This window comes from Stenotrophomonas sp. YJH_SMC_8 (assembly GCF_059371315.1).
Genome location: NZ_JCAFUL010000002.1, coordinates 89,667 through 113,625 on the forward strand (window position 1 = coordinate 89,667; position 23,959 = coordinate 113,625).

Here is a 23,959-nt window from a genome sequence, read left to right on the forward strand (position 1 = left end):
CGTAGCAGAGCAACCGCTACACGAGCGTTAATCCTTCGGCCCACACAACAACGGCGCCACACGGGCGCCGTTGCCTGGTCCGCGGCGGATGGCTTACTCCACCACCACCGGAATCTTGCCGATGCGGGCCTGCCATTCGCGCGGGCCGGTCTTGTGCACCGACTCGCCGGTGGAATCAACCGCCACGGTCACCGGCATGTCCTGCACGGTGAACTCGTAGATCGCTTCCATGCCCAGGTCGGCGAAACCGACCACCTTGGCCGCCTTGATCGCCTTGGACACCAGGTAGGCCGAACCACCGACGGCCATCAGGTAGGCCGACTTGTTGTCACGGATCGCCTCGATGGCCGCCGGGCCACGCTCGGCCTTGCCGACCATGCCCAGCAGGCCGGTCTGCTCCAGCACCTGGCGGGTGAACTTGTCCATGCGGGTGGCGGTGGTCGGACCGGCCGGGCCCACCACTTCATCGCGCACCGGATCGACCGGGCCGACGTAGTAGATGAAGCGACCCTTCAGGTCGACCGGCAGTTCCTCGCCCTTGTTGAGCATGTCGACCATGCGCTTGTGCGCGGCGTCGCGGCCGGTCAGCAGCTTGCCGTTGAGCAGCAGGGTCTGGCCGGGCTTCCAGCTGGCCACGTCTTCCGGGGTGATCGTGTCCAGGTCCACGCGGGTACCCTTGGACGCGTCGTAGGTCAGCTTCGGCCAGTCTTCCAGCGACGGCGGGTCCAGCATCACCGGGCCGCTGCCATCCAGCGTGAAATGCGCATGGCGGGTCGCAGCGCAGTTCGGAATCATCGCCACCGGCAGGTTGGCCGCATGGGTCGGGTAATCGTTGATCTTGATGTCGAGCACGGTGGTCAGGCCGCCCAGGCCCTGTGCGCCGATGCCCAGCGCGTTGACCTTCTCGTACAGCTCCAGGCGCAGCTCTTCGATGCGGTTGGAGGCACCACGGGCCTGCAGCTCAGTGATGTCGATCGGCTCCATCAGCGCTTCCTTGGCCAGCAGCATCGCCTTCTCGGCGGTGCCACCGATGCCGATGCCAAGCATGCCCGGCGGGCACCAGCCGGCGCCCATGGTCGGCACGGTCTTCAACACCCAGTCGACGATCGAGTCGGACGGGTTGAGCATGGCGAACTTGGTCTTCGCTTCCGAGCCACCGCCCTTGGCGGCGACGATCACATCGACCGTGTTGCCCGGCACAACCTTGACGTTGACCACGCCCGGGGTGTTGTCCCTGGTGTTGATGCGCTTGCCGGCCGGATCGGCCAGCACCGAGGCGCGCAGCTTGTTGTCCGGGTGCATGTAGGCACGGCGCACGCCTTCATTGGCCATGTCTTCCACGCCCATGGTGGCGTCGTCCCAGCGCACGTCCATGCCGATTTCCAGGAACACGGTGACGATGCCGGTGTCCTGGCAGATCGGACGGTGGCCTTCGGCGCACATCCGCGAATTGATCAGGATCTGGGCCATCGCTTCCTTCGCGGCCGGCGACTCCTCGCGCTCGTAGGCGGCGGCGAGGTTCTTGATGTAGTCGACCGGGTGGTAGTACGAGATGTACTGCAGCGCGTCGGCGATGGACTGGATGAGGTCTTCCTGCTTGATCGATGTCACGGCTTGCTCGCTTGCTCAAGGCTGGCGGGGGTAATCCGCCCATTTTACCCCCTCCCCCGGCCGCAGGTAGAGTCAGGGGTCAGATCCCTTTCCCAGGGACAGGGATCTGACCCCACCTCCCCTGTCACGCCACGCGCCGCTGCGGCGTCCTTGCCCACATGAACGCCGAAACCGCTTTCCAGACCCACCGCCCGCGCCTGATGGCGCTGGCCTACCGCCTGCTCGGCAGCCGCGCCGATGCCGAAGACGTGGTCCAGGATGCCTGGCTGCGCTGGTCCGGCGCCGATCCGGCCGGGGTCCGCGATGCCGAGGCCTGGCTGGTCACCACCACCACACGACTCGGCCTGGACCGCCTTCGTGCCGCCAAGCGTGAGCGCGCGCACTACGTCGGCCCGTGGCTGGCCGAGCCGCTGGCAGTCACGCTGGAGCCCGATCCTGCGCCCGGCCCGGCCCAGCTGCACGCGCTGGCCGACGATGTCTCGGTCGCCTTCCTGACCCTGCTTGAGCAGCTGGGCCCTGAAGAGCGCGCCGCTTTCCTGCTGAAGGAAGCCTTCGACCACGACTATCGCGAGATCGCCGACCTGATCGGCCACAGCGAGGCCAACTGCCGGCAGCTGGTGCACCGCGCGAAACAGCGCCTGCAGTCCGGGCGGCCCCGCTTCAACGCCGACGCCAGCCAGCACCGGCAGTTGCTGGCGCGCTTCATGGATGCTTCGCAACGTGGTGACAGCGAGGCGATCCAGGCCCTGCTGCACACCAACGCGTTGCTGGTGTCCGACGGCGGCGGCGTGGTCACCGCGGCGGTGCGTCCACTGCTGGGCGCCGAGCGCATCGGCCGCCTGTTCTGGGCGATCGCACGTCGTGGCGCGGTGCATCCAGCGCAGCTGGGCTACGTCAACGGCGAGCCGGCGATCCTGCGCTTCCACGGCGAGCACTTGCACTCGGTCACCACCATCGAGGTGGTCGATGGCCGTATTGCCAATGTGTACAGCGTGCTGAATCCGGAAAAGCTGCCGGATGTTGTCACGCGCGGCGACGGTACGGCGTCCTGGTAGTGAAAGGCGGCCACTGTGGCCGCCGTGGAGCCGAAAATGTCCGACCACGCCTCTCCCCGCGTTCCGTACACCCGCCTGGCCGCCGAGGCCTTCAAGGGCCTGCTGGCCACCAGCAAGGCGGTGCATGACAGCTCGATCGACCCGACCCTGATGGAACTGCTGTTCCTGCGCGTGTCGCAGCTCAATGGCTGTGGCTACTGCATGGACATGCACGGCACCGCGCTGCGCAAGGGCGGCATCGAGCCGCGCAAGCTGGACACGCTGCCGGCCTGGCATGAAAGCCGCTTCTTCGATGCACGCGAGCGCGCGGCGCTGGGCTGGGCCGAGGCGCTGACCCGGCTGACCGACGGCGCGCCCTCGCAGGCGGCGTTCGATGCACTGGCGCCGCACTTCGATGAGAAGGGCATCAGCGACCTGAGCATGGGCATCGCCGTGATCAATGCCTGGAACCGGCTGGGTGCAGGGCTGCTGCCGCCGCTGCCGTAAGAGGGTTTTGTTGGCCAGGCTGCCGCCCGGCACCCGCAGAGGCAACAGCCGAAACAACAGCAACGTCAGAAGCTGGTTTCCTGAGGGATGGCGAGGTGGATCCGGTTACGGGAGACGCCGTAAACCCGTCCTTGGGGGCTTGGCAGCCGCATCCATGCGGCTGCCCCCCCCCCGCAACCGGACCCACCCCGCCCTCGACAGACTTCTACTGCTGTTGGTGGGTGTCGACCTTGGTCGACACGGTAGATCCACGCCATGCGTGGATGCAGCAGGGTCAGATCCCTTTGCAGGGCAAAGGGATCTGACCCCGGGCCGCACGCCTGCACTGACCCCCTCTGCACGGCCGGGGCGCGCACAATAAACGGATGCCTGCTGCCTCCGAAAAGAAACCCAGCCTGCGCCAGCGCTTCAGGGCGATGCGCAACCTGCCTCCGTTCCTGCGCATGGTCTGGAAGACCAGCCCCGCGCTTACCCTGGCCAGCCTTGGGCTGCGCCTGATCCGTGCACTGCTGCCGGTGGCGATGCTCTACGTCGGCAAGCTGATCATCGACAGCGCGCTGCACCTGAGCCAGCACGATGCCGGCTTCCCGCCACTGGGCGAAGCGTTGTCCAGCGGCCTGCTCAACCCGCTGCTGGGCCTGCTGGCGCTGGAGTTCGGCCTGGCCATCGCCTCGGACCTGCTGGGCCGCCTGGTCAGCTACGCCGATGCCCTGCTCTCGGAGTTGTTCGCCAACGTCACCAGCATCCGGCTGATGGAACACGCTGCGACACTGGATCTGGAGGACTTCGAGGACCCGGACCTGCAGGACAAGCTGGACCGTGCGCGGCGCCAGACCATGGGCCGTATGAACCTGATGAGCCAGCTGTTCGGCCAGGTGCAGGATGCGATCACCGTGGCCAGCCTCGCCGTCGGTCTGCTGGTCTACGCGCCGTGGCTGATCCTGCTGCTGGCGCTGGCACTGGTGCCGGCCTTCATCGGCGAATCGCACTTCAACGCGGCCGGCTACAGCCTCAACTTCCAGTGGACGCCCGAGCGCCGCCAGCTCGACTACCTGCGCCAGTTGGGTGCCAGCGTGGAAACGGCCAAGGAAGTGAAGATCTACAACCTGCACCGCTTCCTGGTGGAGCGCTACCGGCGGCTGTCGGTGGCGTTGTTCCAGGCCAACCGTGCACTGGCCCGGCGCCGCGCGTTCTGGGGCACGCTGCTGGCCGCGCTGGGCACGCTGGGCTACTACACCGCCTATGCCTACATCGCCTGGCGCACGGTGCGTGGCGATTTCTCGATCGGCGACCTGACCTTCCTCGCCGGCAGCTTCCTGCGCCTGCGCCAGTTGCTGGAGGGCCTGTTGATCGGGTTCTCGCAGGTGGCCAGCCAGGCGCTGTACCTGGACGACCTGTTCTCGTTCTTCCAGATCCAGCCGGAAATCCACTCGCGCGAAGGCGCGGTGCGCGTACCGCAGCCGATCCGCCAGGGCTTCGTGTTCGAGAACGTCGGCTTCCGTTACCCCGATGCTGAGCAATGGGCGGTGCGCCACCTCGATTTCCAGCTGCAGGCCGGCGAGGTGCTGGCCCTGGTCGGCGAGAACGGCGCCGGCAAGACCACGCTGGTGAAGCTGCTGGCGAGGCTGTACGAGCCGGACGAAGGCCGCATCCTGCTCGATGGCCGCGACCTGCGCGACTACGACCTGGACGACCTGCGCGCCAACCTCGGGGTGATCTTCCAGGACTTCGTGCGCTACAACCTCAGCGCCGGCGAGAACATCGGCGTCGGCCAGGTCGAGGCGATGGATGACCAGGCGCGCATCGCCGATGCCGCGCGGCGAGGCATGGCCGAGGAAGTGATTGACGACCTGCCCGGCGGCTACAACCAGCTGATCGGCCGCCGCTTCAAGCAGGGCGTGGACCTGTCCGGTGGCCAGTGGCAGAAGATCGCCATTGCCCGCGCGTGGATGCGCAATGCGCAGGTGATGATCCTGGATGAGCCAACCGCAGCGCTGGATGCGCGCAGTGAGTTCGAAGTGTTCCAGCGGTTCAGGGAGCTGGCGGATAATCGTACGGCAGTGCTGATTTCCCACCGTTTCTCTTCGGTACGCATGGCCGATCGCATCCTGGTGCTGGCCGATGGCCGCATCGAGGCCAGCGGCACCCATGAGCAGCTGATGGCCCAGGGAGGACGGTACGCCGAGCTGTTCGAGCTGCAGGCAGCGGGTTACCGCTGAGAACGCCTCTCGTTCCGCCTAATGAGAACCTGTCTCATTTGAGATAGAATCACCCCCGACGACTTTCGATAGATACGCCCATGTCCTCCGCTTTCGGCGCCGAAACGGTGCTTGAGGTCCGCCACTGGACCGACGCCTACTTCAGCTTCACCCTCACCCGCGACAGCGGCTTCCGCTTCGAGAACGGCCAGTTCGTGATGATCGGCCTGGAAACCGAGGCGCGGCCGCTGCTGCGCGCCTATTCCATTGCCAGCGCCAACTGGGAAGAGCATCTGGAGTTCTTCAGCATCAAGGTGCAGGACGGCCCGCTGACCTCGCGGCTGCAGCACATCAAGCCGGGCGACAAGGTGCTGGTTGGCAAGAAACCCACCGGCACCCTGCTGATCAGCGACCTGCACCCGGGCAAGAACCTGTACCTGCTGGGCACCGGTACCGGCATGGCGCCGTGGCTGTCGGTGATCAAGGACCCGGAAACCTACGAGCGTTTCGAGAAGGTGATCCTCTGCCACGGCGTGCGCTACGAAAAGGACCTGGCCTACCGCGATTATTTCGAGAAGGAGCTGCGTGAGCACGAGTTCCTCGGCGAGATGATCGGCGACAAGCTGCTGTACTACCCGGCCGTCACCCGCGAGCCGTTCGCCAACCAGGGCCGCCTGACCTCGCTGATGGAAAGCGGTGAAATGCAGCGCACCCTCGGCCTGCCGGAACTGAGCCCGGAAAACGACCGCGCGATGATCTGCGGCAGCCCGCAGATGCTGGCCGACCTGCGCAGCGTGCTTGATGCGCGCGGCTTCCAGGTCTCGCCGCGCATCGGCCAGCCGGGCCACTACGTGTTCGAGCGCGCGTTCGTCGAGAAGTAACGCGTTGCATCCGTAGAGCCGAGCCCACGCTCGGCTTGAATGGCGCCGGGCCTGCGCCCGGCCCACCCGGGCGTGGCCATCGCGGGGCCGAAGGGATTCGCCTGCTTCCCGCAATTGCGTATGCTCCGAGCTCGGCGGGCAGTGAGCCCGCCCCTACCTGGAACAGCGATGATCAGGACGCTTCGTCGTGTATTGGTATTGGCCGCCGCACTGCTGGCGGCAAGTGGTGTCGCCACCGCCGCGCCCGTCGACCCGGCTTCGCGCCCGCGCCCGAACGAGGTACCACCGCAGATCCTGGGCAAGGATCGCGACGGCAACCTGGTCGATCTCGGCACCCAGCGAGGCAAAGTGGTCATCGTGACATTCTGGGCGTCCTGGTGTGGCCCGTGCCGCAAGGAACTGCCCATGCTGGGCAACCTGCAGCGAGTGGTCGGGCGCGACGCCCTGCAGGTGTATGCGGTCAACTTCAAGGAACCGCGTCGCGACTTCATCAGCGTGATACGCAACCGAAATGCGCCGGTGCTGGACTACATTCACGACGCCAAGGGCGAGGTCAGCGACCAGTACGGCATCCAGACCATCCCGCACATGTTCATCATCGGACAGGACGGCCGGATTGCCCATATCCACCGCGGCTACTCCGAAGAAAGCCTGCCCAAGGTGATTGACGCCATCCTGGCCCAGCTCCCTGAAGAGGTGCGCAACCGTCCGCCGCAGGGATGATCCGCCCTCCGGCAGGAGAACGCGCCCGCGTGCTCAGGGCTGCAATGCCTTCTCGACATCCCCGCGCAGGCTTTCCGGCTTGTCGGTAGGTGCATAGCGCCCCAGCACCTGCCCCTGACGTCCGATCAGGAACTTGCTGAAGTTCCATTTGATCGCGCTCAGGCCCAGCAGCCCGGTCTTCTCGGCCTTCAGCCACTTCCACAGCGGATGCGCGCCGTCGCCGTTGACCTGGATCTTCTCCGAGAGCGGGAAGTCCACTGCATAGGTCAGCGAGCAGAAACTCCGGATCTCCTCGGCATTGCCTGGTTCCTGGTGACCGAACTGGTCACAGGGGAAGCCGATCACCACCAGGCCCCTCGGGCCGTACTCGCGCCACAGCGCCTCCAGCCCCTCGTACTGCGGGGTGAAACCACACTTGCTGGCCACATTGACCAACAGCAGCGCCTTGCCGCGGTACCGCTCCAAGGCCTGCGGCTGGCCGTCGAGGTCGTTGAAGCTGAAATCGTAGGCGGTGGTCATGCTGGCGGGCCTTGGGCGGTGGGGGGGGGGCGGCCCATGGTAGCGGGCCAGCCTCCGGTGCAGTGGCTCCACGGCATCGCGGCGGCGTGAACATGCCTTTTGACACAAGTGGGCACACGGCTGGCCGGGTTACCCTCGGGCCCTTGTTTGCCTTACCGGAGTTCCTACCTTGACCACTCGCCTTGCCCTTGCCGTGGCCATGTCCCTCGGCCTTGCCCTGCCCGCCTTCTCGGCCGGCGCCGCCACCCCGGCCGCCAGCACCGCCGCCCAGCAGGCCAACCCGTTCTTTGCCGAAAGCCCGCTGCCGCTGCACTTCCCGCAGTTCGACAAGATCAAGGACAGCGACTTCGCCCCGGCCTTCGACGCCGGCATGGCGCAGCAGCTGAAGGAAGTGGAGGCCATCGCCAACAACAAGGCCAAGCCGACCTTCGACAACACCATCATCGCCCTGGAAAAGAGCGGTGACATCCTCGACCGCGCGACCACCGTGTTCTTCAGCCTGGTGGGCGCCGATACCAACGACACCCGCAAGAAGCTGCAGGCCGACTACTCGGCGAAGTTCGCCGCGCACAGCGATGCGATCGCGCTGAACGGCAAGCTGTTCGCCCGCATCCAGGCGCTGTACGACACCCGCAGCCAGCTGGGCCTGGACGCCGAAGGCGTGCGCCTGGTCGAGAAGTACTACGACAACTACGTGCGCGCAGGCGCCAAGCTGTCCGAGGCCGACAAGGCCAAGCTGAAGGAGATGAACGCCGAGCTGGCCAATCTGGGTACCAGGTTCAGCCAGAACGTGCAGTCGGAAGTGAACGCTTCGGCGATCACCGTCGACGACGTCAAGGAACTGGACGGCCTGTCCAAGGAACAGATCGCCGCCGCCGCCGAAGCCGCCAAGGCCCGCGGCCAGGACGGCAAGTACGTGATCACCCTGCTCAACACCACCGGCCAGCCGCCGCTGACCAACCTGGCCAACCGCGCCCTGCGCCAGAAGATCTACGAAGCGTCGGTCAGCCGCGGCAGCCGCGGCGGTGAGTTCGACAACACCGCGCTGGTCTCGCGCATCATGCAGCTGCGTGCCGACAAGGCCAAGCTGATGGGCTTCCCGAACTTCGCCGCCTACAACCTGACCAACCAGACCGCCAAGACGCCCGAAGCGGTCAACGCGATGCTGGGCAAGCTGGCTCCGGCCGCCGTGGCCAACGCCAAGCGCGAAGCCGCCGACCTGCAGGCGATGATCGACAAGGAACAGAAGGCCGCGCGCAAGCCGACCTTCCAGCTGGAACCGTGGGACTGGGCCTTCTACAGCGAGAAGGTGCGCCAGGCCAAGTACAACTTCGACGAGTCGCAGCTGAAGCCGTACTTCGAAATGAAGAACGTGCTTGAGAACGGCGTGTTCTACGCCGCTGGCCAGGAATTCGGCCTGACCTTCAAGCAGCGCACCGACCTGCCGGTCTACCACGATGACGTCACTGTCTACGACGTGTTCGACGCCGACGGCAGCCAGCTGGCGATCTTCATCTTCGACCCGTATGCGCGTGCCTCCAAGCGCGGTGGCGCGTGGATGAACTCCTACGTCTCGCAGTCCAAGCTGACCGGCTTCAAGCCGGTGGTCGCCAACCACCTGAACATCCCGAAGCCGCCGGCCGGCCAGCCGACCCTGCTGACCTGGGACGAGGTGAACACCACCTTCCACGAGTTCGGCCACGCCCTGCACGGCATGTTCTCCAACGTGAAGTACCCGTACTTCTCGGGCACCTCGGTGCCGCGTGACTTCGTCGAGTTCCCCTCGCAGGTCAACGAGATGTGGTCGGACAACCCGGTCATCCTGAAGAACTACGCCAAGCACTACCAGAATGGTTCGGCGATGCCGCAGGCACTGCTGGACAAGGTGCTGGCTGCCGCCAAGTTCAACCAGGGCTTCGCCACCACCGAGTACCTGGGTGCAGCCATGCTTGATCAGCGCTGGCACCAGATCGGCGCCGACCAGGTGCCGGCCGCCAAGGACGTGATGGCCTTCGAGCGCGCCGCGCTGGAGAAGGACGGCATCTACTACGCGCCGGTTCCGCCGCGCTACAAGACCCCGTACTTCAGCCACATCATGGGCGGCTATTCGGCCGGCTACTACGCCTACATCTGGTCGGAAGTGCTCGACGCGAACACCCAGAAGTGGTTCAAGGACAACGGCGGCCTGAGCCGCAAGAACGGCGACCACTTCCGCGCCACCCTGCTGTCCAAGGGCGGCAGCGTGGATGCGATGCAGCTGTTCCGCGATTTCGCCGGCCACGAGCCGCAGATCGAGCCGCTGCTGGAAAAGCGTGGCCTGACCGGCGCCGGCAACTGATCGCTGGTGCGGTAGCCTGAAACGAAAACCGCCCGGGAAACCGGGCGGTTTTTTTGTTGGGTCATCCACGCATGGCGTGGATCTACCCTCATTACGCAGACCCGGTAGATCCACGCCATGCGTGGATGCTCTTCCAGATCAACGCGGCGCCACGTACCCGCCCGGCACGCCTTCCGGCGACAGCACCAGCTGCCACAGCTGCGCGTGCCGGCAACGGAAGGTGGCCATCGATCCGGCCAGGTAGAAGCGCCACATGCGGCGGAAATGCTCGTCGTAACGGGCATCCAGCCGCGGCCACGCGGCTTCCACGTTGCGTCGCCAGGCCTGCAGGGTCAGGTCGTAGTCGGTGCCGAAGTTGTGCCAGTCCTCCAGCACGAAGCGCCCTTCGAACGCCTTGCTGATCTGCACCGCCGACGGCAGCATTGAATTGGGGAAGATGTAGCGCGCGATCCACGGATCGGTGCGATGCCGCGAGATGTTGGTACCGATGGTGTGCAGCAGCAGCAACCCGCGCGACGACAGGCAGCGCCGGGCCACCTCGAAGAAGCTGGCGTAGTTCTTGTCGCCGACATGCTCGAACATGCCGATCGAAAAAATCGCATCGAACGGTTCGTCCAGCTCGCGGTAGTCCTGCAGGCGGATCTCGATCGGCAGGCCCGCGCACAGGTTCCGCGCGAACTCAGCCTGCTCCTGCGAAATCGTCACGCCGACGCCGCTGACACCGTAGCGCTCAGCGGCGAACTTCAGGGCTTCGCCCCAACCGCAGCCAATGTCCAGCACGCGCTGCCCCGGGCGCAGGCCCAGCTTGCGGCAGACCAGGTCGAGCTTGGCTTCCTGTGCGGCGTCGAGATCACCGGCATTGCGCCAGTAGCCGCAGCTGTAGACCAGCCGCTGGCCGAGCATGGCCTGGTAGAGATCGTTGCCGAGGTCATAGTGGCGGCGGCCGACTTCGTAGCTGCCCTGCCCGGCCTGCAGGTTGAACAGCCGCGCCTTCAGCGCATCGGCCACTTCGCGCCAACCGTGCACCCGTTCGTCCAGGTGCGCCTGCATCAGGTGGACAAGGAATTCATCGAGGACGTTGGCATCCCACCAACCCTCCATGTAGCTCTCGCCGAGACCCAGCGAGCCGTGGCCCATGACCCGCGCGAAGAAGCGCGGGTCATGCACCTGGATGTCCTGTGGCTGGGTACCGCCGATGCGGACCCCGGCTTCCTGCAGCAGGCCGGCGACCCGCTCCTGCAACCCTGTATCCACGCCACCTCCTCGACTGCGGTCAACCGCGTGCGAACAGCTCCACGTAGTCCTTGGCCACGTGCGGCAACAGCACCGCCGCCGGTACATCGGCAGTCTGGGTGCCGTCCGAGTATGGACCCACCTGGTACGGCGGGAACACAAAGCGCAGCGCGGTGATCTGCCCCTTGTCGTCGGTCAGCGGCTGGAACTGGCTGAAATTGTCGGCCTGCGGGCCGGTACCGTCGGCGATCATGCGCGATGCGTTGCGCAGCGATTCCTGCAGCTGGGCCGGGTCCATGTCCTCGCCGCTGAGGCGGGTGGCCACGCGTTCGCGCAGCTGGTCGGCGACGAAATCGCTGATCGCCTTCCAGCCCTTGGCATCGGCCACCAGCTTCTCGGCGCTGAGCATCTGCTGGTGCTGCGGCAGCCATACGAAGCGGGCCACCAGCGGCTCGCCGTGGGCGCCACCGGTGTAGCGGCTGCCATCGGCACTGACCACCACCAGCTGCGGGGTTTCCAACAGCTTCTCGAAACTCAGCGACAGCTCGTACGGCATGGTCGGCTTGTCGTTGCCAAGCCCGTCCAGCGCCTGCTGCAGGTCACTGCGCGCGCTGGTGGCATAGTCCTGCAGCGCGCGCGCCAGGCCCGGGTAGCGGTCGATGCCGGCCGGGTAGCTGATGCCCACCACTTCGCGCTCGTTGTTCTCGATCACGTCGCGCAGGTCCAGCGGCGCGTCCGGGGCCGGCGTTTCACCCGCAGCGGTGGCCTCGGCGGCGGGGGCCGCATCGGTCGCCGGTGCCGGCTCGCTCTCACGCTGGCAACCGGCCAGCAACAGCACGCCCACCACGCCGGCCAGCACGCTGCCGCGCAATGGCCGGTTGTTTCCAATCTTCATCGGGATCCCCTGTTCATGTTTGTACATCATCGCCTGCCATGGCTGAAGCGTGGCCCGCTGGCATTCAGCCAACGAGCAGGTCGTGATACTCCTCGTGCCGCTGCAGGAAGGCTTCGGCATACGAACATGCCGGCACCACCTTGTACTTCTGCTCGCGGGCAAAGCGCAGCGCCACGCGGGTCAGCTCACCGGCGATGCCACGGCCGGCAATCGGCTCTGGCACTTCGGTGTGGGTGATGACCATGCGCTTGCGTTTGATCTGGTAATCGAGCACCGCCAGCTGTCCGCGCACACGGGCGGTGAAGCGATGGTTGGCCAGGTCGTGTTCGACCTCGTAGGCCAGACCGGGGGGCGTGACCGAAGCCATGGAACTGTCTCCTGCGGCGACTGCGTGGATGGTGCGCAGCCGGGCGCCATGATCGCGTGAAGCCTGAACAGGGGCAAGTCCAATCCATTCACGTCAGATTTCGACCCTCAAGCTGGAGGGAGGACGGCCGCTATCGCCTGTGGAGGGGTACGGCCAGGCTGGCACGGCCCTTGCGACCGTTGACCATGCGCATCACCGCGGAGGCCCCGATGCACCCCAGCGATTCCCATTCCGATACCGACCGCGCCCTGCTGGAGGGCCTGCTGCAACTGGCGGTGGAAGGGCAGACCGAAGACCAGGATTTCCAGCGTATCGGTGAAGAAGTATTCGCCCGTCTGCTGGACACCTACGGCCAGCAGACCCGCGCCTGACCAGGAGCGGGGGCCCTGCCCCGGGGTCGGATCCAGCGGATCCGACCCCTGCCGCTCAACCGCCGCCGAGGCGGAAGGTCGGGTTGGAGAGTTCGCGCAGGAAGTGGGTGAAGATGCTCGGCTGCATGGCCAGCATGAAGATCACGCCGAACGCTGCACCGGCCAGGTGCGCGCTGTGGTTGATGCGATCACCACCGCGCTTGTCCATCCAGATGCTGTAGCCCACGTAGAACGCGGCATAGACAATCGCCGGTGCCGGGATGAAGAACACCAGGATGATCGACCACGGCTTGATCAGGATGAAGGCGAACAGCACCGCCGACACCGCTCCGGACGCGCCGAGGCTGAGGTAATTCGGGTTCTTCTGGTTCTTCAGGTAGCTGGGCAGGATCGAGACCAGCAGCGCTCCGATGTAGAACGCCGGGTAGGTCAGGTAGCTGCCGGTCAGCTGCACCATCACGCTCTCGATGAATCCCCCGAAGAAGAACAGGGTGATCATGTTGAAGATCAGGTGCGACCAGTCGGCGTGGATGAAGCCATAGGTCACCAGCCGGTCGTACTGGCGGTGACGGTCGATGGCCGGCGGCCACAGGATCAGCCGGTCGGCCAGCTTGCGGTTGTTGAACGCCATCCACGACAGGATGGCGGTGACGGCGATCAACAGCAGATTGACGGGGGTCATGTCAGGCTCAGGCGCTACGGTAGTTGTCGACCATACGATAGCGTTTCGCGTACCAACCGAAGGCCAACGCCGCGACGAAGGCGAAACCGGCGAAGAAGAACATCAGGAATGCCGCCTCGCTCAGGCCCGTACTGGCAATCTTGTGGGTCACCGTGTCATTGCGCACGGCGGCATTGGACAGCAGCACCCACAGGTTGCCGATGGTGGTGGTCAGGTTCCAGAAACTCATCACCACGCCCTTCATCGCCTGCGGCGCCTGGCTGTAGGCGAATTCCAGGCCGGTGGCCGAGACCAGCACCTCACCGAAGGTCAGCAGCGCGTACGGTAGCATCTGCCAGAAGATCGACATGGCGTTGCCACCGTCCATCACCACCTGGATACCGCCGACCACGATCCAGGCCAGGCCGCTGAAGGCGATACCGGCGGTCATGCGGCGCAGCGCGGTCGGCTCGAAGCCGAAGCGGCGCAGGGCCGGGTACAGCACCAGGTTGTTGAACGGGATCAGGATCATCACCAGCAGCGGGTTCAGCGCCTGCATCTGCGAGGCGGTGAACCAGCTCGGCATCTGCATCTGCTGGCCCTGCAGGACCCAGGTCGAGGCCTTCTGGTCGAACAGCGAGAAGAACGGCGTGGTCAGGGCAAAGATCACCAGCACGCGCAGCACCGAGCGCACGCCCTCAACCGCTTCGGCCGGATGCTGGCCACGGGCGCGATCCAGCTGCAGCCAGGTGCCACCACCGATACCGGCCAGGATAGATACCAGCGCCAGGCACAGGCAGATGACGATGCCCAGCGAGCCCACCAGGCCGAACGAAGCCACTGCCAGCACCAGGCCGAGCACCGCGATCACCAGGCCCGGACGGCCCTGGCCCGCCACGCGCGCGGTCAGCGCGGTGCGCACCACGTTGGCGAACGAATGCGGATCCTTCGGCGGCAACGGCACCAGCACGTAGCGCTTGCGGCCCAGCCAGAACACGAAGGTGGCGATGAACATCAGGATGCCCGGGATACCGAACGCCCACTGCGGGCCCCAGTTCTTCAGCACCAGCGGGATCAGCAGCGAGGCGAACAGCGAGCCGAAGTTGATGATCCAGTAGAAGGCGTCGAACACGATCTTGGCCAGGTGCTTGTTGCTCTGGTCGAACTGGTCACCCATGAACGAGGCCACCAGCGGCTTGATGCCACCGGCGCCGAGCGCGATCAGGCCCAGGCCGAGGAAGAAGCCCTCGCGGCTGTTCTCGAACAGGGCAAGGCACAGGTGGCCGGCGCAGTAGACCAGGCTGAACCAGAGGATGGTGTGGTACTTGCCGAAGAACCTGTCGGCCAGCCAGCCACCGAGCAGCGGGAAGAAGTACACGCCGATCATGAAGCTGTGCATGATGTCCTTGGCTTCACCGGCACGCCCTTCCGCAGTGATTTCCTGCAGCAGCAGCGAGGTGATCAGGAACTGCACCAGGATGTTGCGCATCCCGTAGAAACTGAACCGCTCGCAGGCCTCATTGCCGATGATGTACGGGATCTGGCGCGGCATCTTTCCCTGGCCGGCGATGGGGGCAACTGCGTCGTGGCTCATCCTGTAAGGCAATCCTGCAAAGCGAAAGGCGCAAGGTTACCGGAACAGCGGCTTGCGAAGCACGCTGCAGGGCTGCATGACAACGGTGCCAATCCATGGCAGGCAGCGACACTACGTGCCGGAAGTCACGGCACCTGCACGACAAAAGCGTAAACTTATCGTTATGCGCCCCCTCGCCCACGCCCGTCTGCTGCTCAGCTGCCTCGCAATGGTGCTGGCGTTGCCGGCCCAGGCTCGGACGCAGGTGCCGGCCAGCGCAAACGGTGACGCCGAGCCGCACCAGCTAACCGTGGCCGCCCTGGAACTGCCCAGTCGCGATGACGCGCAGTGGAAGCTGCGTCGCGAACAGGTGGCAAAGCTGCTCACCGAGCTGCAGCCTGACGTGATCTCGGTGCAGCAGGTGCTGCAGCAGCAGGGCCGCAATCCGGCCTGCTGGCTGGCCAGCCGGCTGCGCTACAGCTGCGACTTCGTTACCGCCGACCCGCCCAGCCAGCCGCTGCGGCATGGCAATGCCATGCTGACCCGGCTGCCGGTCAGCGAGGACGGAGTCACCCTGCTGCACCCACCCGGCACCTTCAGTGCGGCCGGCATGATGCGGCTGAAGCTGGGCGAGGCGCTGGTCAACATCTATGTGGCGCGGCTGCGCCCGGACCCGGACGAGACCACCGCGCGCCAGCACCAGACCAGCGACCTGATGACCTGGATCGGCGCCACTGCCGAAGGCATGCCCAGCCTGATCGCCGGTGATTTCTCCGCCAACACCGTGGAGCTGGTACGCAGCACCCCCGGCTTCCAGCCGGCGCGGCGCAATCCCGGCGGCCGCGCCGAGGCCGCTGCGGCCAGCGGCGGCGGCGCCAGTGGTCACGGCCTGGACGTGCTGTTCCAGGTCAAGCACTTCGGCGGCATCCGCCAGCAGCCGATCCTGCTGCCCGCCGACGGCGATCTGCCCGGCCTGCGCCTGGGCGTGATGGCCACCCTGCGCCTGCAGGGTGATACGGCCACGACCGAATAGCCCCGCCTCCGGCCCCGGTGGGTGCCGGTTGTGGGTGCCGACGGTGGGTGCCGACCTTGGTCGGCACATCCCTGCCGCGCGCGCAGGTGCCTCCGTGCCGACCAAGGTCGGCACCCACCAGGTCCTACCCGACGTCCAGCATCCGGGAAACAAAAAAGGCCGGGGTCTCCCCCGGCCTTTTCAGTTCATCCAGTCACGTAGATCAGGCGATCGCTTCCTGGTAACGGCGCTCGACTTCGTTCCAGTCGATGACGTTGAAGAACGCGCCGATGTATTCCGGACGGCGGTTCTGGTACTTCAGGTAGTACGCGTGTTCCCACACGTCCAGGCCCAGGATCGGCGTGTTGCCTTCCATCAGCGGGCTGTCCTGGTTGCCGGTGCTCTCGACCACGACCTTCTTGTCCGGGGTCACGCTCAGCCATGCCCAGCCGCTGCCGAAACGGGTCAGCGCGGCCTTGGTGAAGGCGTCCTTGAACTTGTCGAAACCGCCCAGGTCCTTGTCGATGGCCTTGGCCACGTCACCCACCGGGTTGCCGCCCGCGTTCGGCGCCATCACGGTCCAGAACAGCGAGTGGTTGGCATGGCCGCCACCGTTGTTGCGCACCGGGCCCTGCAGGTTCTCCGGCAGCGACTTGAGCTTCTTCACCAGCTCTTCGACCGGCAGGTCAGCGTACTCGGTGCCTTCCAGCGCCGCGTTGACGTTGTTGATGTAGGTCTGGTGATGCTTGGTGTGATGGATTTCCATCGTCGCCGCATCGATATGCGGTTCCAGCGCGTCGTAGGCGTAGGACAGCTTGGGCAGGGTGTAGGCCATGATGCATCTCCTGATTGCGAGGGCACCCGACGGTGTCGGGCGTTGCGCGGTGAATGATGGGGACAGACCGCCAGATTACCAAGGGGGATGTAAAGGAAATTGCGTCCTGCCAGTGAGCACGACGGCAATTGTTACGCAGCGGTGACGCACCGCGCTCCTCATGCACCGTGCAGCGCAGGAGCGCTACAGTGCCTGCCACCACCCCTGCCCGCCCCTGCCCATGCGCAACCCCCGGCTGCTGATCACCGCCATCGCCCTGCTGCTGCTCGGCCTGGTCGTCAACCATTTCATGCAGCGCCCACCGGCGCCGCAGTTCGCACCGGACCTGCAGGGCACACCCGCCGCGCGTGCACCGGCCGCTGCCGGTGCAGACAATGACAGCGGCCTGCCCGCCTTCCTGCCCGCCGAAGCCCGGCAGACCATCGCCCTGATCCAGCGCGGCGGGCCGTTCCCGCACCGCCAGGACGGCAGCACCTTCGGCAACCGCGAACAACAGCTGCCGCAGCGCCCGCGCGGTTACTACCGCGAATACACCGTGGACACCCCCGGCGCACGCACCCGTGGCACGCGCCGCATCGTCACCGGCGGTGATCCGGCGGAGGCGTGGTACTACACCGACGACCACTACGAATCATTCCGCAGCTTCACCGTACCGGCCCAGGGAGCGCAGTGATGAGCCATGACGATTTCGGCCTCGGCCTGCATGACATCAACAACGCTGGCGTCTACGCCATCGACAGCGACGACATCAGCGCATTGGCCGCCGCGATGCGCGACGCCGGCCTGAAGGTGATCCGCATCGATCTGGAAGGGGTGGCCGACAAGCGCACCTTGCTCGCACGGCTGGCGGCGCAGCTGGATTTCCCGGCGGGCTTCGGCGGCAACTGGGATGCGCTGTCGGACAACCTGCGCGACCTGCAATGGCTGCCGGCCAACGGCTACGCGCTGTTCCTGGCCGACGTGGATGCACTGCGTGCCGCCACCCAGAAGGACTTCGACACCCTGCTGGACGTGATGGATGAAGCCAGCCGCGACTGGGTCGGCCGCGATGTGCCGTTCTGGGTGTTCCTGTCGCAGAGTGCGTGACGGTAGCGCCGGGCCGCGCCCGGCGAGTGCGCATCGCTGCGTGCACACCACCGCCGGGCATGGCCCGGCGCTACCTGCAACGAATCGGTAGATCCACGCCACGCGTGGATGAGAGTTGACCCGGCATCGCCGCTAGCGACTGCCGTTATCTTCCTGCAGCTCTTTCTTGAACGGGATGTCCGGCGGCGGCCGTGCCACGGCCGGCTGGTCCTGCATGTTCGGATTGGTGAGGCCACAGCCACCACCCGCCTGCAGTATCGAGATCACACAGGAGATCTTCGTACCGGTGCCCGGCAACGGAATCTCCATCGACTTGATGCCCTTGCGCACCCATTCGGCCAGCAGTGATTCCTGCGGCACCCAGTACTTGTCGAACGAAGTCGGCGTGTAATCGTACGGCGGCCGCTTCAACCAGGTACCGGACTGCGCGATGCGCTCCTTGCTCCAGCCATCGTTGGCGCCACCGGGGGCGCCACGCTCGGCGTGCCCGTCACCCTGCTGCCCCGGCACGCGCACGCTGCCATCGGCATTGAACAGGCCATTGCCCTTGCCGGCGGTACTGGCCTGGCTTGCGCCGCTGCTGGCGCCGTCGTGGTTGCGGCTCGACGCGCCCCAGTCGTCGCCCTTGGCAGGCGTGGCCCAGTTGCCCGGGTTGGGAGCCGGACGCGCGCCGGCCTGGGCCGGTGTCGTGCTGGAGGCGGACGACCGTGGCGTACTGCTGCTGGCCTGGCTTGCAGTGCCGGCCGCAGGCGCCGCCGTTGCCGCTGGCGCGCTGCCGCTGGACGTTGAAGGCGCCGCCGCGGGTGCCGACGCAACTTCGCGCTCGCGCACCTGCAGGTCACGGCCCGCCGGCGCACGCACGGTCGGCTCACGCCCGGCCACAGCAGCCATCCGTACCTGCGGATCGACCACGGCCTGCACTTCGCGCTCGCGCACCTGCACGTCGCGCTGCGGCACACGGACCTGTACATCGGCCGTGCGCAGCGGCTGCGATACCGCCGGTGCATCGACCGTGCTGACTTCGCGCTCCTGCACCGGAATGTCACGCAGCTGCGGTGCCCGCACCGCAATCTCCGGCGCACGCAGTGTGGCTGGGGTCGGCGGCGCCTGCACCGGCTGCACGCTGCGCTCGCGCACCGTCGGTGTGGTGTCGCGCGGCACGATGCTGACCTCGGTGCGCGGCACGCTGACCGGTGGCACCACGAAATCCGTACTGGCCTCGGCCACTTCGGTGGCCTGCACCGGTGACGGTGGCGGTGCCGCGACCGGCGCTGGCTCGGATTCGGCGGGCGGCGGTGGCACGCTGGCCGTTGCAGCCGGAGCGGGAGCGGACGCAGCTGCCGACGCGGACGCAGGACGCGGCTCAGGCGCCGTTGCGGCCCCTGCGTTCTGGCCAGCTGCAACCTGGCCCGGCGGTGCAGCCGCCGCCGCCTCGGCACCCGGCTGATCGCCGCCGCCCTCCTGGGTGGCGCGACCGACGAACTCCACCTGCACGCGCTCGCCCTCGGCGCCTTCTTCTTCCGGTGCCGTGGTGCGGATCACTGCCACCCATAGCAGCAGCATGAAGAACAGCAGGTGCAGCAGCGCACTGGCCAATGCCGAGATCCAGCGCATCCAGCGCTGGTCGCGCGGCGCAGCATCCCAGTCCTGCCAGAACAGACGGCGCAGTGCTTGCCAGGGTGACAACCGGGGCAATTGCCCGGGCGGCCCTGGCAGCGGTCGCGGCAGCAGCACCGCGATCAACTCGCTGGCATGCAGCGGCCGCGGCAACGGACCGAGCGAGCGCAGCCACAGCGCCCAGCCATACGGCAGGCGCGTGGTTTTCTCGAGGACGGCCCTGGGCTGCTGGCGGGCCAGCAGCAGGTCGATGAATTGCTCGGCCCGGGTCAGAGGCACGCGTCAGCGATCAGGCGGCGTTGCCGCGAGGGATATACGGCGCGTGGCCACTGTCGTGGTCGGTCGCGTCGCGCACGGCGGTCACGCCCGGCACGCGGCCCATCAGGGTCTTTTCAATGCCCTGCTTGAGGGTCACGTCGGCCATGCCGCAGCCCTGGCAGCCACCACCGAAGCGCAGCAGCACCACGCCTTCGGCCGAGACTTCCTGCACGGCCACCTTGCCGCCATGCGAGGCCAGCTGCGGATTGATTTCGTTTTCCACCACCCAGTGCACGCGCTCGACCAGCGAGGCGGCATCGCCGGGTGCTTCGCCCTTGATGCGCGGCGCCTTGATGGTCAGCTGCTGGGTACCGGCACTGCCGGCGACGATGTCGATCTCGGCGCCATCGAGCCAGCCAACGCTGCTGGCATCGACATACAGGGTGAAGCCATCGCAGTCCACCGCCCACTCGTCACCGAGCAGGTCGGCCGGCTCGGCGAACTCCAGCCGGGCGTCGGCGCGCGGAGTGCCAGGATCGACCGCGCTGAGGCGCACGCCCATGCCGGGCACGCCCTCGCGTTCGATCAGCTTGCGGAAATGGGTCTGGGCAGTGTCGGAGATCTGGATCATCAGGCTATTCTAGCCAAGTAAGCGTCAGCCGCTCATTCGGTTTATACACCGTCCGGCGCATTGTTCAGTCAACACGAGGTGGAGATTCCCATGGCCGACCTGATTCCACTGGCCCAGGCCCGTTGCGTGCCGCGCAAAGGCAGCGACCACAAGCTGGGCGAGGCCCGCCTGGCCGAACTGCTGCCGCAGATTCCCGGCTGGGAGCTGAGCGAGGGCGGACAGGCCCTGACGCGCACCTTCCGCTTCAAGGATTACTACGCCACCATGGCCTTCGTGAACGCGCTGGCCTGGATTGCCCACCGCGAGGACCATCATCCGGACCTGGGCGTGCACTACGACCGCGCGGTCGTGCGCTTTTCCACCCACGACGTGGGCGGCCTGAGCGAGAACGACTTCATCTGCGCTGCAAAGACTTCGGCCCTGACGGAGCAACTGCCATGAACGTACGTTTGCTGAGCCTGTCCCTGATCGCTGCGACCGGCCTGGCCGGCTGTGGCCCGTCCGAGCCGCCGGCACCGCCCCCGCCGCCGCCGACCGAAGTGGCCGCGGTGAAGACGCCGCCGCCGCAGTACCCGCTTGAACTGGCCTGCATGGGCGTGGGTGGCACCAGCACCTTCAAGGTGACCATCGGCACCGATGGCAAGCCGAGCGACGTGGCCCTGTTGACCGGCGCCGGCAACCCGCAGCTGGACGAGCTGGCCAAGACCGCCGTGCAGGGCTGGCAGTTCAACGCGGCCACCCGCAACGGCCAGCCGGTGCCGGCCACCATCCAGGTGCCGGTCAGCTTCAACCCACCGCAGCCGAAGCCGGACCAGTGCTTCGCCATCGAAGAACGCCTGCGCCGCGGCGGCTGACCGCCCGCGCCCCGACGAGGCCAGCCGACGCCCGCCTCGCCCTCGCCGCCCCGGCCTTGCCCGGGGCGGCTGTCTGTTGACCAGGACCGCGTCGGTACATGCTGCAGATTCCCCCCGAAAACATCTGGATCGCGCTGGCGGTCACCCTTGCGGCCGGCCTCGCTACCGCCATCGGCAGCCTGCTGGTGCTGTTCTCGCGCCGCCCCAATCCGCGCCTGCTGGCGTTCGGCCTGGCCTTCGCCGGCGGCGCGATGGTCTATGTGTCGCTGTCGGAAATCCTCAACAAGTCGATCGCATCGTTCGCCCTGGCCTATGGCGAGCGCACCGGCTTCACCTACGGCACCCTGGCGTTCCTGCTGGGCGTGATCGTGATCGTGCTGATCGACCACTTCATTCCCAACCCGCATGACAGCCTGGACAAACAGGATCCTGCGTTCCGCGAGAACAGCCGCGAGTACCTGAAGCGGGTCGCACTGCTGACCTCGGTCGCGATCACCGCGCACAATTTCCCGGAAGGGCTGGCGACCTTCTTCGCCACCCTGGAAAGCCCGTCGGTGGGCATGCCGCTGGCCTTCGCCATCGCCATCCACAACATTCCCGAGGGCATCGCGATCGCGGTGCCGGTGTACTTCGCCACCCAGAACAAGTTCTATGCGTTCAGTGCCAGCCTGCTGTCCGGCCTGGCCGAGCCGGTGGGCGCGGCGCTGGGCTACTGGCTGCTGTCAGGATCGCTGTCGCACGCTACGTTTGGCTGGGTGTTCGGACTGATCGCAGGCGTGATGGTGTTCCTGGCGCTGGATGAGCTGCTGCCGGCGGCCAAGCGATATGCCAAGGGCCACGAAACCGTATACGGCCTGGTGGCGGGCATGGGCACGCTGGCGATCAGCCTGGTGTTGTTCAAGTGGTGAAGGGGTTGCGGCCAACGGGCTGAGCCCCCTCGCGGCTGGTACGTACCGCAGTATCGAGAGGTCACGGGCGGGGCCGGCTTGCAGGGGACGCCGTGAATCCATCCATGGAGGCTTGGCCGCCGCATCCATGCGGCGGACACCCCTGCAAGCCGCCCCCGCCCGTGCCCCGTCATTTTTCCGTGCGTGCCAGCCGCGCGATGAAAGAATGAAAAAGCGAAGCCCGCGCTGCGCGCGTGAGTCGAGCGTGGCTCGACTCTACCCGGGCCGCCGCGCGGCCCGGGTCTGCTTTTCTTTTGATGTTCCGTGGCTGACGCGCACGCGATCTGTCGAAGGGCGGTCCGGGTGGGTTGGCGGGGGTGTCCGCGGCATGGATGCCGCGGCCAAGCCCCCAAGGATGGGTTCACGGCGTCCCCCGCCAACCCACCCGGACCGACCAAAACCGGAATCCCGCTTTGGAGGCCAGCCGCGAGGGGGCTCCGCCCGTTGGCCGGTCAGCCCCTCGCAGAGGTTACTTCAGGCGGTCCAGCGCCTCGACCAGCTCATCCGCCAGCGGCGCGTTCAGCACATACGGGCTCTTGCCGTCGTCCAGTGCGAACTCCAGCGAGGCCGCGTGCAGGAACAGTCGTTTCAGCCCGATCTGCTCACGAAGCCGTTTGTTGACCGCAGGATCGCCGTATTTGTCGTCACCGGCCACCGGATGCCCCAGGTGCTGGGCATGCACGCGGATCTGGTGGGTGCGGCCGGTCTCGATGCGCACCTCGCAGTAGGAATGGCCGCCGCGGCGCTCCAGCACCCGGAAGTGGCTGATCGATTCCTTGCCGATCGCGTTGACCTGCACATGGCGCTCGCCACCCTGGCGCAGGCCGACATGCAGCGGCGCATCGACCGTCATCACGCCGTCGGGCATGCGCCCGGCCAGCAGGGTCAGGTAGCGCTTGCGGATGCCGGCACCGTGGTCTTCACGCAGCAGGGCCTGCAGTTCGCTCAGCGCCGAGCGCTTCTTGGCCACGATCAGCAGGCCCGAGGTGTCGCGGTCCAGCCGGTGGACCAGTTCCAGAGTCTGCCCCGGGCGCAGCGCGCGCAGGGTCTCGATGGCGCCGAAGCTGATGCCGCTGCCACCGTGGCTGGCCACGCCGGTGGGCTTGTTCAGGGCCAGCAGGCGGGCGTCCTCGAAGACGATGGCCTGCTCCAGGCGGCGCATGAACGCCTCCGGAGGACCGGCCTTGTCTCCCTCTTCGCTGAGACGAACCGGCGGCACACGCACCTCGTCACCCGCCTCCAACTTGCGTTCGGCCTTGGCACGGCCGCCATTCACCCGCACCTGGCCGCTGCGCACCAGCTTGTAGACCAGGCTGCGCGGGGCGCCCTTCAGCTGGCCAAGCAGGAAGTTGTCCAGGCGCTGGCCGGCGCGGTCGGCGGGAACGGTGATCATGCGCACGGAAGGCTTGTCGCCAGCGGGTTTGGTCGGGTCTTGGGCGGTCATCAGGCTGTTTATTCTGTTACACTCGGGGGGCGAGATAAGGGATTGATTTCGTTGGAAGTTACTCAGGGCCAGAAGCCCAGCTTCCGACGAATCCGGCACAGTGCGCGACCACCGCCCGCGGGGCGGCCATGTTAGCGGCTCACCGGCCTTCCCGGCCATCGCCGGATGCCTGACACGCAACCGTGCTGAACATGTCCCGCGTGGCGCTCCAGCCTGGCTGACAGCTGCCTGCGGCCTGTAACACCCCAAAACCCATAAGAGTGAAGCGCTCCCGCGGCCTGCCGTGGTGTCGTAGCGCTGGAAACCCAAGCCGCCCTCCCCGCGCTTGCGCGAATGGGCGGCGAACCGTGTCCAGAGGCGAAAC

24 protein-coding genes are annotated in these 23,959 nt (G+C 66.6%); 13 read left to right on the forward strand and 11 right to left on the reverse strand.

Annotated features, from left to right (window positions below):
* Positions 1–93: 93 nt before the first annotated feature.
* Positions 94–1,611: a fumarate hydratase gene (locus AC5P88_RS02330; RefSeq protein ID WP_049429429.1), complete on the reverse strand. Its 1,518-nt coding sequence runs from the start codon at positions 1,609–1,611 to the stop codon at positions 94–96.
* Between the two features lie 158 nt (positions 1,612–1,769).
* Between AC5P88_RS02330 and AC5P88_RS02335 the strand changes: the two genes are divergently transcribed.
* From AC5P88_RS02335 to AC5P88_RS02355, 5 genes are all read left to right on the forward strand, one after another.
* Positions 1,770–2,666, forward strand: a complete 897-nt coding sequence (locus AC5P88_RS02335; protein ID WP_106550987.1) for an RNA polymerase sigma-70 factor — start codon at positions 1,770–1,772, stop codon at positions 2,664–2,666.
* 36 nt (positions 2,667–2,702) lie between these two features.
* Positions 2,703–3,152, forward strand: a complete 450-nt coding sequence (locus AC5P88_RS02340) for a carboxymuconolactone decarboxylase family protein (protein WP_053509636.1) — start codon at positions 2,703–2,705, stop codon at positions 3,150–3,152.
* Positions 3,153–3,517: 365 nt separating this feature from the next.
* A complete protein-coding gene (locus AC5P88_RS02345; protein WP_106550986.1) occupies positions 3,518–5,371 on the forward strand; it encodes an ABC transporter ATP-binding protein in 1,854 nt (617 codons plus the stop codon).
* A gap of 80 nt (positions 5,372–5,451) precedes the next feature.
* Complete coding sequence (locus tag AC5P88_RS02350) at positions 5,452–6,231, forward strand: ferredoxin--NADP reductase (protein ID WP_006455701.1); 780 nt, start codon at positions 5,452–5,454, stop codon at positions 6,229–6,231.
* Positions 6,232–6,429: 198 nt separating this feature from the next.
* A complete protein-coding gene (locus tag AC5P88_RS02355; protein ID WP_495224208.1) occupies positions 6,430–6,954 on the forward strand; it encodes a TlpA disulfide reductase family protein in 525 nt (174 codons plus the stop codon).
* A gap of 33 nt (positions 6,955–6,987) precedes the next feature.
* On the opposite strand, the gene AC5P88_RS02360 is transcribed toward AC5P88_RS02355, so the two are convergent.
* Positions 6,988–7,473 carry a glutathione peroxidase gene (locus tag AC5P88_RS02360; RefSeq protein WP_111112308.1) on the reverse strand — a complete coding sequence of 162 codons (486 nt, stop codon included), beginning with the start codon at positions 7,471–7,473 and terminating at the stop codon, positions 6,988–6,990.
* A 169-nt stretch (positions 7,474–7,642) separates the two neighbouring features.
* Between AC5P88_RS02360 and AC5P88_RS02365 the strand changes: the two genes are divergently transcribed.
* On the forward strand, positions 7,643–9,811 hold the full coding sequence (locus tag AC5P88_RS02365) for a M3 family metallopeptidase (protein ID WP_495224210.1): 2,169 nt from the start codon (positions 7,643–7,645) through the stop codon (positions 9,809–9,811).
* Between the two features lie 138 nt (positions 9,812–9,949).
* On the opposite strand, the gene cfa is transcribed toward AC5P88_RS02365, so the two are convergent.
* From cfa to AC5P88_RS02380, 3 genes are read right to left on the reverse strand one after another with little or no spacing between them, the layout of a single operon-like run.
* On the reverse strand, positions 9,950–11,065 hold the full coding sequence (gene cfa, locus AC5P88_RS02370; RefSeq protein WP_111112309.1) for a cyclopropane fatty acyl phospholipid synthase: 1,116 nt from the start codon (positions 11,063–11,065) through the stop codon (positions 9,950–9,952).
* A gap of 19 nt (positions 11,066–11,084) precedes the next feature.
* A complete protein-coding gene (locus tag AC5P88_RS02375) occupies positions 11,085–11,966 on the reverse strand; it encodes a DUF3298 and DUF4163 domain-containing protein (protein WP_495224212.1) in 882 nt (293 codons plus the stop codon).
* Positions 11,967–12,003: 37 nt separating this feature from the next.
* Positions 12,004–12,306, reverse strand: coding sequence for a GNAT family N-acetyltransferase (locus tag AC5P88_RS02380; RefSeq protein ID WP_005417588.1), 303 nt, complete (start codon positions 12,304–12,306; stop codon positions 12,004–12,006).
* Between the two features lie 209 nt (positions 12,307–12,515).
* Between AC5P88_RS02380 and AC5P88_RS02385 the strand changes: the two genes are divergently transcribed.
* On the forward strand, positions 12,516–12,677 hold the full coding sequence (locus tag AC5P88_RS02385) for a hypothetical protein (RefSeq protein WP_005413966.1): 162 nt from the start codon (positions 12,516–12,518) through the stop codon (positions 12,675–12,677).
* Between the two features lie 55 nt (positions 12,678–12,732).
* On the opposite strand, the gene AC5P88_RS02390 is transcribed toward AC5P88_RS02385, so the two are convergent.
* Together AC5P88_RS02390 and AC5P88_RS02395 are read right to left on the reverse strand one after the other, a co-directional pair.
* Positions 12,733–13,359, reverse strand: a complete 627-nt coding sequence (locus tag AC5P88_RS02390; RefSeq protein WP_111205080.1) for a rhomboid family intramembrane serine protease — start codon at positions 13,357–13,359, stop codon at positions 12,733–12,735.
* Positions 13,360–13,366: 7 nt separating this feature from the next.
* The gene (locus AC5P88_RS02395) at positions 13,367–14,932 is read right to left on the reverse strand and encodes a POT-type proton-dependent oligopeptide transporter (RefSeq protein WP_106550979.1); all 1,566 of its coding nucleotides are present in this window, start codon (positions 14,930–14,932) and stop codon (positions 13,367–13,369) included.
* A 163-nt stretch (positions 14,933–15,095) separates the two neighbouring features.
* Here AC5P88_RS02395 and AC5P88_RS02400 point away from each other — a divergent pair, with 163 nt between their 5' ends.
* A complete protein-coding gene (locus tag AC5P88_RS02400) occupies positions 15,096–15,944 on the forward strand; it encodes an endonuclease/exonuclease/phosphatase family protein (RefSeq protein ID WP_495224214.1) in 849 nt (282 codons plus the stop codon).
* Between the two features lie 202 nt (positions 15,945–16,146).
* On the opposite strand, the gene AC5P88_RS02405 is transcribed toward AC5P88_RS02400, so the two are convergent.
* Positions 16,147–16,758 carry a superoxide dismutase gene (locus AC5P88_RS02405; protein ID WP_005410310.1) on the reverse strand — a complete coding sequence of 204 codons (612 nt, stop codon included), beginning with the start codon at positions 16,756–16,758 and terminating at the stop codon, positions 16,147–16,149.
* Positions 16,759–16,978: 220 nt separating this feature from the next.
* Between AC5P88_RS02405 and AC5P88_RS02410 the strand changes: the two genes are divergently transcribed.
* Together AC5P88_RS02410 and AC5P88_RS02415 are read left to right on the forward strand one after the other, a co-directional pair.
* On the forward strand, positions 16,979–17,431 hold the full coding sequence (locus AC5P88_RS02410; protein WP_106550989.1) for a guanyl-specific ribonuclease: 453 nt from the start codon (positions 16,979–16,981) through the stop codon (positions 17,429–17,431).
* On the forward strand, positions 17,431–17,844 hold the full coding sequence (locus AC5P88_RS02415; protein ID WP_049429109.1) for a barstar family protein: 414 nt from the start codon (positions 17,431–17,433) through the stop codon (positions 17,842–17,844). Before AC5P88_RS02410 ends, AC5P88_RS02415 begins: the two co-directional genes overlap by 1 nt.
* A 132-nt stretch (positions 17,845–17,976) precedes the next feature.
* Here AC5P88_RS02415 and AC5P88_RS02420 read toward each other — a convergent pair whose 3' ends face one another.
* Positions 17,977–19,740 carry a hypothetical protein gene (locus AC5P88_RS02420; protein WP_495224216.1) on the reverse strand — a complete coding sequence of 588 codons (1,764 nt, stop codon included), beginning with the start codon at positions 19,738–19,740 and terminating at the stop codon, positions 17,977–17,979.
* A gap of 10 nt (positions 19,741–19,750) precedes the next feature.
* A complete protein-coding gene (locus AC5P88_RS02425) occupies positions 19,751–20,350 on the reverse strand; it encodes an NfuA family Fe-S biogenesis protein (protein ID WP_049429107.1) in 600 nt (199 codons plus the stop codon).
* Between the two features lie 90 nt (positions 20,351–20,440).
* Between AC5P88_RS02425 and AC5P88_RS02430 the strand changes: the two genes are divergently transcribed.
* The 3 genes from AC5P88_RS02430 (at position 20,441) to zupT (ending at position 22,112) form a co-directional block, all read left to right on the forward strand.
* The gene (locus AC5P88_RS02430) at positions 20,441–20,791 is read left to right on the forward strand and encodes a 4a-hydroxytetrahydrobiopterin dehydratase (RefSeq protein WP_005410315.1); all 351 of its coding nucleotides are present in this window, start codon (positions 20,441–20,443) and stop codon (positions 20,789–20,791) included.
* A complete protein-coding gene (locus AC5P88_RS02435) occupies positions 20,788–21,204 on the forward strand; it encodes an energy transducer TonB (RefSeq protein WP_106550976.1) in 417 nt (138 codons plus the stop codon). The genes AC5P88_RS02430 and AC5P88_RS02435 overlap by 4 nt, the downstream gene beginning before the upstream one ends.
* A gap of 98 nt (positions 21,205–21,302) precedes the next feature.
* Complete coding sequence (gene zupT, locus AC5P88_RS02440; protein WP_010486740.1) at positions 21,303–22,112, forward strand: zinc transporter ZupT; 810 nt, start codon at positions 21,303–21,305, stop codon at positions 22,110–22,112.
* A gap of 508 nt (positions 22,113–22,620) precedes the next feature.
* On the opposite strand, the gene AC5P88_RS02445 is transcribed toward zupT, so the two are convergent.
* The gene (locus AC5P88_RS02445) at positions 22,621–23,595 is read right to left on the reverse strand and encodes an RluA family pseudouridine synthase (protein ID WP_029550681.1); all 975 of its coding nucleotides are present in this window, start codon (positions 23,593–23,595) and stop codon (positions 22,621–22,623) included.
* Positions 23,596–23,959 lie beyond the last annotated feature (364 nt).